Here is a 16917-nt window from a genome sequence, read left to right as displayed (position 1 = left end):
CGTGAAATGCAGCTCCACAGTAGTCACCGTCCGTCGCATGTGGATCGTCCCAACGGTCAACGCGGCCGGGCCCCGTGGGCCTGCCATACTCCTCCGATGACCGCCGCCCCCCGCACCCACGACTGGTCCATCGACGAGCGCGAATACGCACGGCAGGAGTCCCGTCGCGGGAGCCGCTTCGCCTACGGCACCGTCGATCCCGCCCGCACCGCGCTGGTCGTGGTCGACATGGTCGGCTTCTTCGTCGCCGAATCCAGCCACTGCCAGGGCGCGATCCCGGCGATCAACGGGCTCGCGACGGCCCTGCGCGACGCCGGGGGCACGGTCGCCTGGGTGCTGCCGAAGGTCCACGAGCCCACCGCGTGGGAGACCGGCTTCTACGGTCCCGAGCTCGCGCGGCTGTTCGCCGCCTCGGGAGGCACGGGAACTCCGCGCGAACGGCTCTGGCACGGCCTCGACTCCCGCGACGGGGACGTGTGGGCCGAGAAGTCGGCGTCGAGCGCCTTCTTCCCCGGCCTCAGCGACCTCCCCCCGCAGCTGGAGGCACGCGGCATCGACACCGTCGTGGTCACCGGAACCGTCACCAGCGTCTGCTGCGAGTCCACCGCCCGCGACGCCGCGACAACCGGCCACCGCGTCATCATGATCGCCGACGCGACCGCCGGCCTCGACGACCGCGCCCACAACGCCACCCTGCGAACGGTCTACCGCTCCTTCGGCGACGTCCGCACCACCGCCGAGGTCCTCGAACTCATCGCCGCCGCGCGCTGACGCTTCCCGCGCGGCACGGGCTCCTCTACCGTCAACACGGAGAGAAGGAGCCCGCATGACGCCCACCGAGCTCGCCGACCGCTTCGCGACACTGACCACCGCCCACATCGCCGACGCGTGCGTCCGAGACGGTGTGCCGGTCCGCTGCGCCCCCGCCGGCACGAAACCGGTCGCGCCCGGCATGCGCGCGGCCGGCCGGGTCCTGCCCACCCGGCACGCCGGCAGCGTGGACGTGTTCCTGGAGGCCCTTGAGGAATCGCGCCCGGGAGACGTGCTCGTCGCCGACAACGGCGGCCGCCTCGACGAGAGCTGCATCGGCGACCTGATCGTCGCCGAGGTCGCCGCGGCCGAACTGGCCGGCGTGATCGTCTGGGGGCTGCACCGCGACACCCTCGACGTCACCGCCATCGGCCTGCCCGTCTTCAGCCTCGGCGCCATCCCGACCGGACCGCTCGCCCCCACCGAACGCGCCGAGGACGCCCTCACCTCCGCCAAGGTCGGCGAATGGACCGTCGACACCGGCGACCTCGCCTTCGCCGACGAGGACGGCGCCCTGTTCGTCCCGGCCGAACGCGTCGGCGAACTCCTCAACCTCGCCGAGAAGATCCGCGACACCGAACGCCGGCAGGCCGCCCGGATCCGCGACGGCGCCGGACTGCGCGGCCAGCTCCTCTTCGGGCGCTTCCTGGAACGGCGGGAGAAGAACCCGGCGCTCACCTTCCGGGAACACCTGCGGTCCATCGGCGGAGCGATAGAGGAGTGAGACCCATGATCGGTGACGACTTCCTCGACACCGCACGCGTCGCCGCCCGCTTCCTGCGCCATCCCGCGGTCGCCCGCGCCTGGCCGGAGCCGAGCGCGCTGCCCGAGTTCAGCGTCGGCGGCCTCGCCGGGCACCTCGCCTACCAGGTCCTCGCGCTTCCCCGGATCCTCGACGCGCCCGTCCCGGCCGAACCGACGATCGGGCTGCTCGACCACTACGCGCACGTGGCATGGATCGGCGCCGACCTCGACGCCGACATCAACGTCCGCATCCGTGACAGCGGCGAGGAGACCGCCGCCGAAGGCCCGAAGGCCCTGGCGGGTGCCGTCGACGCGGCCATCATCGGACTGGCCGTGAGCCTCGCCGCGACACCCATCGAGCGACCGGTCCGCATCCCCCTGTGGGGCCCGTGGTCGCTGACCCTCGAAGACCTGCTCGTCACCCGCATGATGGAACTCGCCGTGCACTCCGACGACCTCGCCGTCAGCATCGGCGTGCCCACCCCCCGCCTCAGCGAGTCCAGTGTGGACATCGTGCTGCGGCTCCTCACCCGCCTCGCCGCACGGCGGCACGGACCAACCGCGGTGATGCGCTCCCTCAGCCGCGCCGAACGGGCCCCGAAGAGCATCGCCGCGTTCTGAGAAAAGCGCTGTCATACATGGACGCTATGGTCCCGGCGAGACACCGCGATCCCCGCGCGGTTCCCTTTCGACGCTGAAAAGGACCACCATGGCCCACCCCCACGGGTCCCTCGACCGCTTCTACGGCATGCCGGTCCCGCCCGAGGTCGCCGCCGCCATCACCGAACGACTCACCGAGCCGGGTGAGCCCGATCCGGTGACGGCGCACCTCCGCCCGAACCACGCCTACTTCGGCGCCATCGACAAGACCCTGGCCGGTTTCGCGATCATCGACGACCACGGCGACGACTACACGCTCGTCGACCTGCGCGGCGGCGGCGCGATCTGGTGGCAGGACCACGAGACCCGCGAGATCCACCACCGCCTGAACTCCATCGCCGACTGGCCCTCCTTCCTGCGGGACCGAGACGCCGGCGAGGACGACGGCTTCGGGGCCCACGCCGTCGGCGAACCTCCCCCACACGGCCGCGCGGTGTCCACTGTGGAACTCGCCGGGCGCTACCAATGGCTGGTGTGGCTGCTGGCGCAACCCCTGACCCAGCACGGCAGGCCGATCCAGAGCGACACCGATCTCGCCGGGAACGCCGCCGGCCACTACATCGAGGCCTGGCCCTCCCAGAAGAGCGCGCGCACCGCCCTCGACGCCGAGATCGCCGGTCTCGGCACGGATCCGCACCTGGCGGTCTACTGGCTGCTGCACACCTCGATCCTCGCCATGGACGCCGAACGCGAGCGTGTCCTCGCCGCGCTCGACGGCCCCGAGCTCGTCAGGTCCTTCGCCGGAACCTTCGGCGCACTCGGCCTCGACGGGGACGTCCCGCTCGTCCCGGGGTTCCGGGCCAGGCGCTCGATGCTGGCCGCCCACATCCGTAAAGACGACCTCGGTGACGGCCCGGCCGCGGTCCTGGCCGCCGAGATCTCACCCGGCACCCATCCGCTCCTCCGCGCGCTCGACGTCGCCGCCGCCCTCGCCGACGAGTCACTCGACAGCGCGACCGTGGCCGCCGCCGTCGACCGCATGGACGACGGCCTGACCCGCACCGCCCTGCGCGCCCTCCTCGACTCCCGCGCCCCGGGCACAACACACAGCCCCGCCGCCGACGCGCTCGTCGCCGCGCTCCCGTCCCTGACCGGCTCATGGACCCTCGCCAACTGGGCCCTGGAGTGGGCCCGCCCGGTCACCGGCGACATCACCGCCCTCACCGCCGCCGTCGCATGGCTGCTCACCAAGGACTCCCACCAGCGGGCCGTCCTCGCCGCCGTACGCGACGTCCAGGAGCGCACCGGCGAACCGGTGTTCATGACCGACAACGACCTCACCCGAGCCGAAGCCGACGGGCAGGTCTCCTCCCGGGTCCTCAAAAAGATCATCGACGCTCCCGAGGACACCGCCGAGATCCTCGCCACCGTCGACGATCCGGCACTCGCCCGCGTCATCGCACGCCGCGTCCTCATGCGCGGTGACACCGACACGGAACTGCTGGGCGCCATGTCCTGGGCGGTCCGGGTCGTCCTGGACTCCGGCGACGCCGACGGCGTCACCCTCGCCGCGTCCTGCCTGGCGATGCTGCCCGAGAACGAGGTGGAGCCGCTGATCGAAGCGCTCGCCGCCCGCGTCGGCTCGGCCGACGACCCGGTCACCGAGATCCTCCTCCGGCTGGTCCTCGACACGCCCGACCCCGACGAGGGGGACTTCCTCGCCGGCATGCACGCCGAGAACATCAAGAAGGCCGCGCTGCGCGCGCTCGGGCCCTTCGCCCACGAGGAGCGGATCTTCGGTCCGTTCATGGCGGCCGCCGAAGGCGACGGTCCCCGCACCGCCCTCACACCACTGTGGAACGAGCTCTTCTACCCCCTCGAACCCGAACACTGCGTCATCCCGAGACTCGACGCCGACCAGGCCCACCGCGCGATCCGCGCGATGATCCGGAGCAGGCTCGAACACCCCAGCATCCAGGTGCGAAGCTCCGCCGGGCACCAGCTCTACCGCTTCGGCCATCCCGCCGTCGAGGACTTCGTGATCGAGGCACTGGACCGCTACGGAGCCCGCTACGCCGCCTCCGAACCGAAAGGCGGACGCGTCTTCGACCACGGCCAGACCGAGGACGACAACCTCGAAGACCTCGTCGCCGACCTCTACGCCATCCTGCGCAACCTCGACACTCCCGCCGCCCGCACGGCGCTGATCGACCGACTGTTCACCGAGCGCCGGTCCTACTGGCGAGCCGCCAACGCCCTCGCCGAGACCTGGAACGAGGCCGCGCACGAGGCGATCACGGCGCGCCTGCGGGAAAGCCGCGACCACCACGCCGCCGGGTTGTACGCCTACACACTCGACCGGCACGTCGAGAAGGTCTGGCCGCTGGTGTCGCTGCTGGAGGAGATCTCCGGCTGGGACACGCCCGCCGGGCCGCCCACCGACGGCTTCTTCGCCTACGCGCTGATCGTCGGCATCCGCGCGGCGCTCGACACCGGCCACTACGCGCTCGTGCGGCGGGCATGGCCGCTCGCCCAGGCGATCCAGGCTCCGGCCGGGCCACCGCACCTCCGCTCCTGGACGAGCCCTTTCGAGGACGAGGACTCGCGCTCCCGGCTGGCGGCCGCCCTGTCCGGCACCGCCGACGCCGCCCGCGCGACGCTGATCGAGAAAGGACGGGCGGCCCGCGTCAAGGGCAAGCCCCTGGCCAGGCTCAAGGACGAGGACCTCGGCACGCTCACCGGCGCGACCGTCGCGCTGCGGCTGATGCACGACAAGGCGACCGGCGAGGTCTGGTTCGCCGACACCGACGGACGCGCGCACGCCTTCGACGGCTATGCGGTCGTGCCGCCGCCGTTCACCCTCGTCCCCGGTGGGCCGTCGGCCCTGACCGGGGTCACCGAGGTGTCCGAGCGCGCCCTGTTCTGGACCGCGACGGCCTCCGAGTTCACCGAACTGGTCCGCTATCGCGACACCATCGCCCACAGCGCCGGCGTCAACAACGGGCGCTTCACCACCCGCGTGCTGCGCTTCGCCGAAGGCGCCCACGAGGCCTTCGCGCGGATGCGGGCGAGCCTCACCGCGGCCCGCCTCACCGAGACCGACCCCTGGTACGTCCCCGAAAAGGGCGCCGTCCACCGCGGCTACCACCGAGAACACGACAGCGCCGTCCTGTTCGTCCACGAGGGCCGCATCGAGTACGACGGCGACTTCTTCCCCGACCGCGCGGCGGCCGTCGCCGCCCACGAGCGCCGGGAGATCGACCTGCTCGCCGCCGGGGGCGCGCTCGGCTGCCTGGAGTGGGTCGGATCCAGGCGGCGCCCGGAGGACCTGACGGTCGCCGAATGGCTCGACGACCGCGCCCGCGACGACAGCCGGGACCCGGTGTGGCACGTCGAGGCGCTGGCCGTGTTCGCCGACGGTCTGCGCGAGTACGGGTACCTCTCGCACGTGCCGGGTCTGGCCGACCTCACCGTCGAGATCGGCTCGGGCGTGCCCGACGAGGAGATCGCGGCCTACGAGGCGACTCGCAGGACCCCGGTTCCCGAGGTGCTGCGCGACTTCTGGCGCCGGGTCGGGCACGCGTCCTGGTCGATCGGCGGGCGCGGCTGCCGGGTCCTCTCCCCCACCGAGATGCTCACGCGCAGGCCCGCCGCCGACGCGGTCGGCGCGATCTACAAGGCGCAGTCCTACCGCCTGAACACCGACGTCTATGACGAGCTGGACGTGGTGGCCGAGAAGTCGGACGGCGAGCTGCTCACGCTCCTGGCCACCGATCACGAGACCGACGACGACCGCGTCTTCACCCACGTCTACGACCACGAACGCCACATCTGGTGGGAACGGTCGCTGTCGTGGATGCTGGCGACGTCCTTTCTGAGCGAGTTCACCCAGGCGGTGAAGGCGTCGACGCACCTGGTCGAACGGCTCTACTTCGGGCAGCACGTGAACGCCGCCGCCGAGTCCCGCTACTTCGAGTGGCGCTCGGGCCCGGACGCGAAGTTCTGGGAGCTGTACTGGGACGAGACCAACGGCGTACTGGCGACCCGCTACGGGCGACTCGGCTCTCCGGGCAAGGTGAGCACGAAGCGGATGGACCCGGTGAAGGGCGCGAAGAAGGCGGCGAGCCTGGTGGAGGCGAAGACCGGCGCCGGTTACCGCGAGATCCCCTAGCCCTCAGCCGAGGGCCGCCACGACGGCGTCGGTGAACTCCCCGGTGGTGGCCTCGCCGCCGAGGTCGGGCGTGCGGACGCGGCCCTCGGCGAGGGTCGCGGCGATCGCGCCGACGATCTCGGCGGCGGCCCCGGGGTGGCCGAGGTGGTCGAGCATCATCGCCGCCGACCAGATCGCGCCGATCGGGTTGGCCACCCCGCGCCCGGCGATGTCGGGCGCGGAACCGTGCACCGGCTCGAACATCGAGGGGAACTCGCGCTCCGGGTTGAGGTTCGCCGACGGCGCCATGCCGATGCTGCCGGTGACGGCGGCGGCGAGATCGCTGAGGATGTCGCCGAAGAGGTTCGAGCCGACGATCACGTCGAAACGGCCCGGGTCGAGGACGACCTTGGCGCACAGGGCGTCGATGTGCTCACGGGTCACCTCGACGACGGAGTTCTCGGCGCGCTCGGCGACGACCTCGTCCCAGAAGGGCATGGTGTGGACGATGCCGTTCGACTTGGTCGCCGAGACCAGCCGCCCGGAACGGTTCGCGGCCAAGGCCAGGGCGTAGTCGACGATCCGGGTCACGCCGGGGCGGGTGAACACCGACTCCTGGACGGCCATCTCGTCGGGGAAGCCGCGCGAGAGGCGCCCGCCGATCTCGCTGTACTCGCCCTCGACGTTCTCGCGGACGACGACCAGGTCGATGGGGGCGTCGGTGCGCAGCGGGCCCTCGACGCCGGGGAACAGCCGCGCCGGACGCAGGTTGACGTACTGGCGGAAGGCCCGGCGGATCGGGATGAGCAGACCCCACAGCGACACGTGGTCGGCGACGCGCGGATCCCCGACGGCGCCGAGGAAGATCGCGTCGAAGGGGCGCAGCAGGTCCAGCCCGTCGGGCGGCATCATGGCCCCCTCGCGGAGGTATCCGGCGCACGACCAGTCGAACTCGACGTAGTCGAGGCCGAGGGCGTGCCGCGCGGCGACGGCGTCGAGGACCGCGCGGGCGGCCGGGACGACTTCGCGCCCGATCCCGTCGCCCGGGATGACGGCGATGCGGTGACTGGTCATGATCCCGATTCAAGCAAGCCGCCGGCGGCCGGGTCCAAGACCAGGCGGTGATGGCACTTATAGGCCGCGCCTATCGGTCCTGTTCGGCGGCCATGGTGAGGAACTCCTCGGCCGCCGGGGTCAACGGCCCGTCGCGGCTGACGAGGGCGAGGTCGAGCCAGGCCGGCGGGTCCAGGTCGAGGACGACGGCACCGGCGCGTTCGGCGAGCGGACGCCAGGCCTCGGCGAGGATCCCGACGCCGACTCCCTTGAGCACCAGTGGAAGCACGGCCTCGCGATGCTCCGACTCCACGGCGATGGTGACGTCGGGGACGGCCTCGCGGATCTCCTCGGCGAGGCGGCGGATACCGGTGCCCTCCTCCCCGACGATGAGGCGCTGCCCGGCGAGGGCCGCGCGCGGGAGCGGCCCGTCGGGACGCAGGCTCCCGTCGGGTGGCGCGACGAGCACGAAACGCTGACGCCCCAGGGGACGCAGCCGCAGGTCGGCGGCCGCCGGGAGACGCCAGGCCGAGAGCAGGCCGAGTTCGGTGGCGCCGGTGCGGACGGCGGTGAGCACCGAGAGGGCGACCGGCGCCGCGCGGATCGTGACGCGCACGGCCGGGTGGCGCTCGGTGTAGGCGAGGACCATCGAGCTGAGCGGTTCGACGGCGGGCGAGGGCATCGACGCGACCGTCACCTCGCCGGATCGCAGGCCGCGCACGGCGTCGACGCTCGCGCGCGCCACCGCCAGGGCGCGAACGGCACGGCGGGCCGGTTCGACGAGGGCCTCCCCGGCCTCGGTGAGCACGACGCGCCGCCCGATGCGGTGGAAGAGGCGGCCGCCCAGGTCGCGTTCGAGGGTTCGGATCGCCTGGGACAGCGAGGGCTGCGCGAGGAAGAGCGTCCGGGCGGCCCGGTTGAAGCCGCCGTTGTCGACGACGGCGAGGAAGTACTCCAGTTGCCGCACGTCCATGGCCGGCTCCGGGGGTCGGCGAGCCGGACGGAATGCCCGGCACATAGGCGCAGCCTAACGGTCTGGTAGCCAAACCGCATTGGACCGGCTTGTCCGCACAGGTCCAGAATGGCGCACACGTGCCGCTTGTGGCATGGGTCACCGTAGCCGTTGTCCACAAGGGAGTGACGACATGGCCGCCGAGGAGCAGCGCACCGACGTGGACAAGGCCCTGCTGGGCCACGCCACCTACCGCAGTCTGGGCGAGCAGGTGCTCTCGCCCGCCGAGGAGCGCTTCGAGAAGGGGCGCCGGACGACCGGGCTGTGGCTGGCGCCGGTGCTGGCGGTCGCGTTCGCGCTGATCCCCTTCGATCTGGCGCCGCGTCAGCACGTGCTGGCCGCGATCCTGCTCGGCGTGGTCGTCATGTGGGTGACCGAGCCGGTGCCCATCCCCGTCGGCGGGCTCATCGGCGTCGCCGCCATCGTGCTGTTCGGCGTGGTGCCGGCCTCGGACGCGCTCAAGCCCTTCGGGTCCTCGACGGTGTTCACCTTCATCGGCGCGTTCATCCTGGCGCAGGCGATGCTCAAGCACGGGGTGGCGCGGCGGTTCGCGTTCTTCATCCTGTCGCTGCCGGGGATCGGGAAGTCCACGATCCGCGTCATCATCGCCTTCGGTGTGATCACCTGCCTGCTGTCGGCGTTCGTGTCGAACACCGCGACGGTCGCGATGCTGCTGCCGACCGCGCTGGGCCTGCTGGCGGTCATCGCGAAGATGCTGCAGAGCCGCGGGATGGTCGCGGCGAACTTCGACCCGCTGCGGCTGCGCGTCGGCGCCGCCCTGGTCCTGATGCTCGCCTACGGCGCCAGCGTCGGTGGGCTGCTCACGCCGGTCGGGAGCCCGCCGAACCTGATCGGGCGCGGCCTGATCGAGGAGGCGACGGGCAAGAAGATCTCCTTCGCGGAGTGGATGGCCACGGCCCTTCCCCTGTGCGCCATCATGTTCGTCATCCTCGTGATCGTCCTGCTGCTGCTCAACAAGCCCGAGATCCGCCGGATCGAGGGCGTCGAGGAGTACGTGGCCGCCGAACGGGCCGAGCTGGGGAAGATGTCGCGGGCGGAGAAGAACACGCTGATCGCCTTCGGCATCACCGTCGCGCTGTGGATCTTCCCGGGCGTGATCGCGGTGTTCGCGGGGACCGAGTCGGCGCTCTACGAGACGGTCAGCGGCCGCCTCAACGAGGGCACGGTCGCCGTCCTGGGCGCCTCCCTGCTGTTCCTGCTGCCGACCGAGTGGCGCCAACGCGAATTCACGCTGCGCTGGAGCGACGCCGCGCGGATCGACTGGGGCACGATCGTGCTGTTCGGCACGGGCATCATCTTCGGCTCGCTGCTGGAGTCGACGGGCCTCGCCGAGACGATCGGTTCGGGCGCCTCGAACGCACTGGGCCTGTCGAGCGTCTTCACCATCACCGCGTTCGCGATCGCGCTGGCGATCCTGGTGTCGGAGACGACGAGCAACACCGCCGCCGCGGCCGTCGTCGTGCCGATCATCATCCCGATCGCCATGGCCGCCGGGGTCAACCCCTTCGTGCCGGCGCTCGCGGCGACCTTCGCGGCCTCCTTCGGGTTCATGCTGCCGGTCTCGACACCGCAGAACGCGATCGCCTACGGATCGGGCTGCGTGTCGATCACGACGATGATCCGCTCGGGCGCGAGCTTCGACCTGTTCGGCGGGCTGCTCCTGCTGGCCGGCCTCCCGGCGATGGTGGCGGTGACGGGGATCGGGGGTTAGCGACGGGCGGGCCTTGCCGAAACGGCAGGGCCCGCCCTCGTCACCGCCACGCGGCCGTCTCCGGGTCGACGCCGTTCGCGCGAGCGTTCTCGTCGATGCTTCGGCGGAACCAGGAGGTCAGGCCGGCGCGGATCCCGTCGTAGTGGGCGGCGAAGCCGGGGTCGGACTCGAACATCCTGCCCAGGCAGACCTGCATCTGCCGGGTGAGCGGGAAGAAGTTCGAGAACACCTCCCGGTGGCGCTCGATGAGCGCGTTCGCCTCCGGGCTGCCGGGCACGACGTCCCGGTCGACGGCGTCACCCAGGTCGAGCTGGAGCGCCGACATCGCCCCGGAGAGCGCCTTCCACTGCTCCTTCGTCCGCGAGGCGGACCGCTCGGCGAACTGCGCCCACTGCGTGGAGTCGCCCCACACCGCACGGGCCCGCCGGGAACGAGGCGCGTCCCAGTCCTCCCCGAAGATCTCCGTCTGCGCTTCGTCGTCGAGCAGGATGCCACGCTCATGGGACTCGGTGAGCCGTTCCAGCCGCTCGTCGAGCCGCCGCAGCTCCTCGATCCGCTCGGCGAGCCGGGCGCGCTGCTCGCGCAGGGCGGCGCCGATCTCGGCGGTCGCGTCGTCGAGCACCTCGCGCACGGTCTCCAGTCCGAGGCCGGCTTCGCGGTAGGCGACGACCCGGTCCAGCCGCTGAAGGTCCTCGTCGGTGTACCGGCGGTACCCGGCGGAAGTCCGGACCGACGGTGAGGCCAGGCCGATCTCGTCCCAGTGGTGGAGCGTGCGGACGGTCACGCCCGCCAGCTCGGCGGCCTCGCCCACCGTGACGGCGTCGCGGACGTTCTCAACCGTGTAAGTCATCGTCGGGCCTCCGTCTCGGGTTCCGGCGCGGTGATGCCGACCGCGGCCAGATCGCGCGCTTCCGGGCTGTCGGGGTCGAACTCCAGGGCGGCGGTGAACACGACCTTCGCCCCTTCCGCCGTGGTGACCGCGACGTCGCGCGTTCGCCACGGCGTGTCCCGCGGCCCGGTCACGCCGCCCGGCACGAGTTCCGCACAGGCCTCGGCGATGGCGTCGAGCTCGCCGAGCACGCACAGGAAGCTCACACTCATGCCGGTGGCCGCGGACGTCTCGGTCTCGTCCGACGCGGGGACGAGCAGGACGTCCTGGTAGGTCCACCGGCGCAGGTGAACCACCTGGCCGGGAATGCCGAACAGTTCGACGAAGCCGAAGGCCCGCACCCAGAACTCGGCCGACGCCGCCAGGTCCGGGGTCGGGACCGACACGAAGACCGGCATCGCGTAGATGCCGCGGAACACCTCGGGTGCCACCGCCTCGGGGCCGCGCACGGACACGGGGCCGACCTCGAACGCGTTGAAGTAGTCGCTCATGCGGCCAAGGTGCCCCCTGACGTTGCGTGAGGGTCAAGCCCGATGTCAGCTTCGTCTCTTCCGGGCCGCGATGATCCGCGCGCAGGTCCGGTCCAGGGCGTCGGTGAGCATCTCCAGTTCGGCGGCCGAGAGCCCGTCGAGGAAGAGTTCGCGGACGCGTCCGAGGTGGTCCGGGGCGGCCCTGCCGAGCAGTTCGCGGCCGGCGTCGGTCAGGGTCACGTAGGTGGTGCGGGCGTCCTCGGCGCATTTCACGCGCGCGACGAGGCCGCGTTCGACGAGCTGGCCGATCTGGTAGGTCGCCGCGCTCTTGGCGGTGACGAGGTCGGCGGCGAGGTCGCTCATGCGGACGTTCCCGGTGGCCGTGCCGGGGTCGGCGAGCCGGACGAGGATCTCGTACTGGGTGTGCGAGAGGTCGTGCCCGGACTTGAGGTCGCGGTCGAGCCGCTGCTCCAGGCGCTGACTGGTGCGGATGAACTGGGACCAGGCACGCGCCTGGGCCTCGGTCAGCCAGCGTTCCTCCACGCTCATCGTGTCCTCCGTCACTTCCGGTTGTTCGAATTTGAACTAACGACTAGCGTTCCGATCGTTCAGATTCGAACTAACCGAAAGGCTACCCGATGAACGGGACCATCCGCGTCGCCATCGCCTACCACTCCGCGGCCGGCCACACTCACCGCCTGGCCGAACACGTCCGCGACGGCGCCCTCACCGTACCGGGCACCGAGGCCCGGCTCGTCCCGGTCGAGACGCTCGACGACGGGCTGTGGGACACCCTCGCCTCCGCCGACGCGATCATCTTCGGAAGCCCCACGTACATGGGAGCGGCGAGCGCCACCTTCCAGGCCTTCGCCGAGGCGTCCAGCGCCGTCTGGGCGGTCCGCGGCTGGCAGGACAAGCTCGCCGCCGGTTTCACCGCCTCGGGCGGCATGAGCGGCGACAAGCTCAACACCCTCCAGCAAATGACGATCCTCGCCGCGCAGCACGGCATGAACTGGGTCAACCTCGGCCTCGGTCCCGGCTGGCACATGACCTACGGGACCGAGTTCGACCGCAACCGCCTCGGCTTCTACCTCGGCGCCGCCGCCCAGACCTTCAACGACCTGCCCGCCGAGGACATGAACCCCGGCGACCTCGCGACCGGCGCCGCCCTCGGCGCGCGCGTCGCCGAAGCCGCCCGGGTGGTCCGCGCCGGGCGACTCGAACTCGCCGTGGCCGGCTAGCGCCGTCCCAGGACCCGGCGGGCCGCGAGCCCGCCGGACAGCAGCACCATCGGCACGCCGACGCCCGGCTGCACGCCGGCACCGCAGCGCACCACGTTGGCGAGCCCGCGCACCCGGGTCCCGGGCCGGAACGGTCCCGTCTGGCCGAAGGTGTGGGCCAGCGAGAACGGCGTCCCGGAGTCATAGCCCGCGTCGGCCCAGTCGGCCGGGGTCGTCACCGTCCGGACGGAACCGGCGTCCAGCGGCAACCCGCGCTTCGCCAACACGGCGAGCAGCTCACCGGTGTAGGCGTCACCTCGTGACCGCCAGTCCGGGCCGTCGTCCAGGTTCGGCGTCGGGGCCAGCACGTAGAGGGTCCCGGCGTCGGCCGGATCAGTCCGGCCGGGGTTGGTGACCAGCAGCGAGGGATCGCGCATCACGCGGCCGCCGCCGATGATGTCGTCGAAGGTCCGGTCCCAGGCCCGGCCGAAGAAGATGTTGTGATGCTCCAGCCCGGCGGGCACGTCCACGCCGCCGAGCTGGACGACCGCGCAGGACGGCGCGTGCCGGAACCGGCGCCGCGCTCGCGGACGGCCCAGCAGCCGCAGGGCCGCGCCCTCGTCGGTGGCCAGCACGACGTCGCCGGCGGCGTGGCGCTCACCGGTCGCCGTCGTCACCGCGACGGCACGATCGCCGCGAAGCTCCACGGCCCGGGCCTCGCTGCCGTAGTGGATCCGCACGCCCGCGCCGACGGCGGCCGCGGCGAGCGCCTCGGGCACCTGGTGGATCCCGCCCTCGGGATACCAGACGCCCGCGATCGCGTCCAGGTAGGAGATCACGGCGTAGAGGGCGAGGGCCCGGCGAGGCGCGAGTCCGATGTAGAGCGACTGGAAGGAGAACAGCCGGCGCAGGCGCTCGTCCCGGAAATGCCGGTCCACCAAGGGCGCCAGCCGCCCGAACCCACCACGGGCGACGAGCCCGAACAGGTTCGCCGTCACCAGGTCGCGCGGGGTGTCGAGGTTGCGGTCGATGAAGTCGTCGATCTGGAGGCGGTACAGCTCGGCGACGTGCGCGGCGTAACGGCGGTAACCCTCGGCGTCGCCCGGCCCGCACTCGGCGCGCAGGTACTCGGCCATGTCCTCCGGATCGGCGCGCACGTCGAGGGGACCGGCGTCGCCGAAGAAGCCCCGGTAGGCCGGATCGAGGCGGCGGAGGGTCAGCCGGTCGGCGGTGCGCTCGCCGACGGCGGCGAAGGTCCGGTCGAGGATGTCCGGCGCGGTCAGCACGGTCGGGCCGGTGTCGAAACGCCACCCGTCGACGACCCGCTCCCCCGCCAGCCCGCCGGGCCGGTCCCCGCGTTCCAGGATCGTCACCTCGCGCCCGGCGCCCGCCAGGTGCAGGGCGCAGGCCAGCCCGGACAGTCCGGCGCCGACGATGACGACGCGGCCGCTCACCGCCGGGCGCACGCACGGCCGATCTCGCGCAACGCCACCCCGAGACGGCGACTGGCCGGGACGGTCGCGCGCTGTTCCAGGACCCGGTGCCCGCCACGGCGGACGGCGGTGAGGATGTCGCGGTAGAGCGTGTACGCGGCCCGCACACAGGGCCGCGAGCCCACGTCGAGCATCGCCACACCCGGCGCGGCCGCCCGGTAGTGCGCCTCGGCCCGCTCGATCTCGAACTCGACGAGGGCCCGGATCGCCGCGGTGGTGCGGCGAGCACGCAGGTCGGCGACGGTGACGCCGAAGGCGTCGAGATCGGCGCGGGGCAGGTAGACGCGGCCCCGGTCGAGGTCCTCGCCGACATCACGGATGAAGTTCGTCAACTGGAAGGCGTTGCCGAGCTCGCGGGCCGGTCCTTCGGCGGCGTCCCGGTCGGCGCTGCCGAGGATCGGCAGCATCAGACTGCCGATCGCCGCCGCCGAACCCGCCATGTAGGCCAGCAGATCCTCATAGGTGTCGTAAGCGGTGACCGTGAGATCGGCGGCCATGCTGGCCAGGAAGGCCTCGAACTCGCCGACGGGCAGCCGGAAACGCGTCACCGTGTCCAGGATCGCCGGGAGGATCGGGTCACCGGAGGGCATGTCCCCGCGCAGTCCGGCGAGGAAGCCGTCCGACCAGGCGCGCAGCGCCTCGGCGCGCTCCTCGGGCGTGTCGCCCGGGCGGGTGTCGACGATGTCGTCGGCGTAACGGGCGAAGCCGTAGAGGGCGTGCACGTGCGGGCGGATCGCGCCCGGCAGGAGTCTGGTCGCCAGGTAGTAGGTGCGGCCGTGCCTGCGGTGGAGGCGGCGGCAGTGCGCGTACGACTCGGCGAGCGCTGGCTCGGTTCCGGTGGGCGCGATCACGCCCGGCAGCGTAACAGTGGAGGTCAGAGGGGCATGTGCGCGGCGAGGAAGTCCTCGACGGCGTCACGCACCTTGGCGTCGCCGGCGTCGCCGTCGGCTTCGAGGAAGTCGACGCCGTGGTGGGATCCGCCGACGAGGAGGAGCTTCTTGTCGGTGGTGGCGGGGGTGGCGGCGTCGAGCTTCTCGGCGTTGCCGCCGAACTGGGCGTCGCCGTCGGCGGCGGCGTAGAGGACGGGGACGGTCAGGTTCGCCACGGCGGCGAGGGCGTCGGTGCCGTCGTAGAAGGTCGGTGCCGACAGGGCGATGACCCCGTCGACGGGCGGGGCCGCCTGCGTCGCGGCGGCGAGGACGGCGGTGCCACCCATCGAGGCGCCGATGAGGGTGACGGCGGTGGCGCCTTCGGCGCGCAGGTATCCGACGGCCTCGACGACGGCGAGGTGGTTGCCCTTGGCGGCGTCGCGTGAGGACGCCGAGCCGGGCCTGTCGATCGTCAGCGCCCGGTAGCCCCGCTCGGCGAGTTCCATGGCGTAGGGGACCCATTGGCACAGGTCGCCGTTGGACTGGTGGAGCAGGACGACGGCCTTCTTCCCGTCGCCGAAGGACAGTGCGCCGATCGACTGGCCGGGTCCGATGCGGACGGCCGTGCCGCCTTTCGCCTCGTCGGCGCAGGCGACGCCGGGCGCGACGAGGGGCGCGGGCGGCGGCGTGGTGGTGGCGTCGCCGGAGGGCTCGCCGCCGGTGCAGGCGCTCAAGGCGAGCGCGGCGGTGGCGAGGAGGGCCGACAGGAGCACGCGAGTGCGCGGCATGGGCTTTCCCGTTCGTGAGACGTGTGCGGATGTCGTCTCGGGGGCGGCCTTGACGTTGCGGCGATCCTACCCGCGGCGTGGAGCGGGACCCGTCGCGACCGAGGGGGTGGGTGGCGACGGGTCCCGGGCGATACCTGGGTTAACAGTGTTCGGAGGGGCTGTTATACGAGGCACCGCCGGTGGAGCCGCCCCACTTGACGCAGGTGGGGGCGGACCGTTTAACGGGCCCGGCGTAGTAGCCGTAGTTGCCCGAGTCGGTGGTTCTTGTCGCGCCTTGCGGTTCGAGGTAGGCCGAGGTCGCCGTGGCCGATCCCTTGTTGGTGAACTTGAGGGTCACGACGCAGTTGTTGCTGGTGCCGGCGTTCCACAGCAGCACGACGTTGCCCTGACCGGCGAGGCGGGCGGAGTCGTTGACCCGGAACCCGCTGCCGCACACGTCGGCGGGGTCATAGGACGTCGCGCAGTTGTTCGACGTGACGTTGGCGCTGGGGTAGCCGAAGGTCGAGCCGTTGAAGACGGGCTTGACCGTGTTGTTGGGGTAGTTCGTGCCGTACCGGACCTCGAAGTGCAGGTGCGGTGAGATGTTGTTGCCGGGAGCGCTGGTGTTGCCGAGGGCGCCGATGACCTGTCCGCGGTCGACGTACTCGCCGACCTTGACCGCGAGCGAGCTCAGGTGCGCGTAGTAGCTGGTGTAGCTGCCACCGTGGTCGATCTTGACCAGGTTGCCGTAGCGGTTGCCGGACTGGAACGAGGCGATCGCGATGGTGCCGGCCGCCGCGGCGAGTACGGTGTCGCCGAGGTCGGCGGTGGCGGTGCCGCCGCGGTTGAAGTCGATCTCCCAGCCGACGTGCGCGCTGGAGTTGCTGTTGTTGCCGTTCCAGGTCTGTCCGCAGGGGAAGGGAAGCTGCATCGCCGGTGCCGCGAGGACACCGACGCCGTCCACACCGGCCGACGCGGGCGCGGCGGCCGTCAGCACACCCGCGACGAGCGTGCCGATCATTGCTAAGGCGGTGAACAGCCGTCTGGTTCTGGGCATGGCCGGTCCTCGATCTCTTGGAAGGGCTCGGTCGAGCCGCCGGGGTTTCCC

Annotated in this window: 15 protein-coding genes; 6 read left to right on the top strand and 9 right to left on the bottom strand. The window is 71.9% G+C overall.

Features of this window, described 5'->3' with window-relative positions; translation table 11 throughout:
- The first annotated feature begins 96 nt into the window (after positions 1 to 96).
- The 4 genes from HNR73_RS14140 (at position 97) to HNR73_RS14125 (ending at position 6325) form a co-directional block, all read left to right on the top strand.
- Entirely contained in the window at positions 97 to 771 is a 675-nt protein-coding gene (locus tag HNR73_RS14140) for an isochorismatase family protein (protein ID WP_184787864.1), read from the top strand.
- A gap of 55 nt (positions 772 to 826) precedes the next feature.
- Entirely contained in the window at positions 827 to 1534 is a 708-nt protein-coding gene (locus HNR73_RS14135) for an RraA family protein (protein WP_184787863.1), read from the top strand.
- A 5-nt stretch (positions 1535 to 1539) separates the two neighbouring features.
- A complete protein-coding gene (locus tag HNR73_RS14130; protein ID WP_184787862.1) occupies positions 1540 to 2175 on the top strand; it encodes a maleylpyruvate isomerase N-terminal domain-containing protein in 636 nt (211 codons plus the stop codon).
- Between the two features lie 88 nt (positions 2176 to 2263).
- Entirely contained in the window at positions 2264 to 6325 is a 4062-nt protein-coding gene (locus HNR73_RS14125) for a WGR domain-containing protein (RefSeq protein ID WP_184787861.1), read from the top strand.
- A gap of 3 nt (positions 6326 to 6328) precedes the next feature.
- Here HNR73_RS14125 and HNR73_RS14120 read toward each other — a convergent pair whose 3' ends face one another.
- Positions 6329 to 7378, bottom strand: a complete 1050-nt coding sequence (locus HNR73_RS14120; protein WP_184787860.1) for a tartrate dehydrogenase — start codon at positions 7376 to 7378, stop codon at positions 6329 to 6331.
- Positions 7379 to 7448: 70 nt separating this feature from the next.
- Complete coding sequence (locus HNR73_RS14115; RefSeq protein WP_184787859.1) at positions 7449 to 8330, bottom strand: LysR family transcriptional regulator; 882 nt, start codon at positions 8328 to 8330, stop codon at positions 7449 to 7451.
- A gap of 172 nt (positions 8331 to 8502) precedes the next feature.
- Here HNR73_RS14115 and HNR73_RS14110 point away from each other — a divergent pair, with 172 nt between their 5' ends.
- On the top strand, positions 8503 to 10101 hold the full coding sequence (locus HNR73_RS14110; RefSeq protein ID WP_184787858.1) for an SLC13 family permease: 1599 nt from the start codon (positions 8503 to 8505) through the stop codon (positions 10099 to 10101).
- 40 nt (positions 10102 to 10141) lie between these two features.
- Here the strand turns inward: HNR73_RS14110 and HNR73_RS14105 are convergent, their stop codons facing one another.
- From HNR73_RS14105 to HNR73_RS14095, 3 genes are read right to left on the bottom strand one after another with little or no spacing between them, the layout of a single operon-like run.
- Complete coding sequence (locus HNR73_RS14105) at positions 10142 to 10951, bottom strand: MerR family transcriptional regulator (protein WP_184787857.1); 810 nt, start codon at positions 10949 to 10951, stop codon at positions 10142 to 10144.
- On the bottom strand, positions 10948 to 11481 hold the full coding sequence (locus tag HNR73_RS14100) for a VOC family protein (RefSeq protein WP_184787856.1): 534 nt from the start codon (positions 11479 to 11481) through the stop codon (positions 10948 to 10950). Before HNR73_RS14100 ends, HNR73_RS14105 begins: the two co-directional genes overlap by 4 nt.
- Before the next feature lie 45 nt (positions 11482 to 11526).
- Positions 11527 to 12009, bottom strand: a complete 483-nt coding sequence (locus tag HNR73_RS14095) for a MarR family winged helix-turn-helix transcriptional regulator (RefSeq protein ID WP_184787855.1) — start codon at positions 12007 to 12009, stop codon at positions 11527 to 11529.
- Between the two features lie 89 nt (positions 12010 to 12098).
- On the opposite strand from HNR73_RS14095, the gene HNR73_RS14090 reads away from it, so the two are divergent.
- Positions 12099 to 12701 carry a flavodoxin family protein gene (locus HNR73_RS14090; RefSeq protein ID WP_184787854.1) on the top strand — a complete coding sequence of 201 codons (603 nt, stop codon included), beginning with the start codon at positions 12099 to 12101 and terminating at the stop codon, positions 12699 to 12701.
- Here the strand turns inward: HNR73_RS14090 and crtI are convergent.
- The 4 genes from crtI to HNR73_RS14070 form a co-directional block, all read right to left on the bottom strand.
- Positions 12698 to 14134: a phytoene desaturase family protein gene (gene crtI, locus HNR73_RS14085; RefSeq protein WP_239122219.1), complete on the bottom strand. Its 1437-nt coding sequence runs from the start codon at positions 14132 to 14134 to the stop codon at positions 12698 to 12700. The two genes, HNR73_RS14090 and crtI, sit on opposite strands and share 4 nt — an antisense overlap.
- On the bottom strand, positions 14131 to 15024 hold the full coding sequence (locus tag HNR73_RS14080) for a phytoene/squalene synthase family protein (protein WP_239122218.1): 894 nt from the start codon (positions 15022 to 15024) through the stop codon (positions 14131 to 14133). The genes crtI and HNR73_RS14080 overlap by 4 nt, the downstream gene beginning before the upstream one ends.
- A 23-nt stretch (positions 15025 to 15047) precedes the next feature.
- Positions 15048 to 15830, bottom strand: a complete 783-nt coding sequence (locus HNR73_RS14075; RefSeq protein ID WP_184787853.1) for an alpha/beta hydrolase — start codon at positions 15828 to 15830, stop codon at positions 15048 to 15050.
- Between the two features lie 139 nt (positions 15831 to 15969).
- Positions 15970 to 16866 carry a M23 family metallopeptidase gene (locus HNR73_RS14070; RefSeq protein WP_184787852.1) on the bottom strand — a complete coding sequence of 299 codons (897 nt, stop codon included), beginning with the start codon at positions 16864 to 16866 and terminating at the stop codon, positions 15970 to 15972.
- Positions 16867 to 16917 lie beyond the last annotated feature (51 nt).

This window comes from Phytomonospora endophytica (assembly GCF_014202425.1).
Taxonomy (GTDB): domain Bacteria; phylum Actinomycetota; class Actinomycetes; order Mycobacteriales; family Micromonosporaceae; genus Phytomonospora; species Phytomonospora endophytica.
Note: the sequence above shows the minus strand (reverse complement) of the source record. Positions and strands in the feature narration are given on the sequence as shown.

Coding starts and splice junctions, on each gene's coding strand:
- HNR73_RS14100 (WP_184787856.1), bottom strand. CDS start 11,481: ATGAGCGACTACTTCAACGCGTTCGAGGTCGGCCCCGTGTCCGTGCGC.
- HNR73_RS14110 (WP_184787858.1), top strand. CDS start 8,503: ATGGCCGCCGAGGAGCAGCGCACCGACGTGGACAAGGCCCTGCTGGGC.
- HNR73_RS14075 (WP_184787853.1), bottom strand. CDS start 15,830: ATGCCGCGCACTCGCGTGCTCCTGTCGGCCCTCCTCGCCACCGCCGCG.
- HNR73_RS14120 (WP_184787860.1), bottom strand. CDS start 7,378: ATGACCAGTCACCGCATCGCCGTCATCCCGGGCGACGGGATCGGGCGC.
- HNR73_RS14115 (WP_184787859.1), bottom strand. CDS start 8,330: ATGGACGTGCGGCAACTGGAGTACTTCCTCGCCGTCGTCGACAACGGC.
- HNR73_RS14070 (WP_184787852.1), bottom strand. CDS start 16,866: ATGCCCAGAACCAGACGGCTGTTCACCGCCTTAGCAATGATCGGCACG.
- HNR73_RS14140 (WP_184787864.1), top strand. CDS start 97: ATGACCGCCGCCCCCCGCACCCACGACTGGTCCATCGACGAGCGCGAA.
- HNR73_RS14125 (WP_184787861.1), top strand. CDS start 2,264: ATGGCCCACCCCCACGGGTCCCTCGACCGCTTCTACGGCATGCCGGTC.
- HNR73_RS14135 (WP_184787863.1), top strand. CDS start 827: ATGACGCCCACCGAGCTCGCCGACCGCTTCGCGACACTGACCACCGCC.
- HNR73_RS14090 (WP_184787854.1), top strand. CDS start 12,099: ATGAACGGGACCATCCGCGTCGCCATCGCCTACCACTCCGCGGCCGGC.
- HNR73_RS14105 (WP_184787857.1), bottom strand. CDS start 10,951: ATGACTTACACGGTTGAGAACGTCCGCGACGCCGTCACGGTGGGCGAG.
- HNR73_RS14130 (WP_184787862.1), top strand. CDS start 1,540: ATGATCGGTGACGACTTCCTCGACACCGCACGCGTCGCCGCCCGCTTC.
- HNR73_RS14095 (WP_184787855.1), bottom strand. CDS start 12,009: ATGAGCGTGGAGGAACGCTGGCTGACCGAGGCCCAGGCGCGTGCCTGG.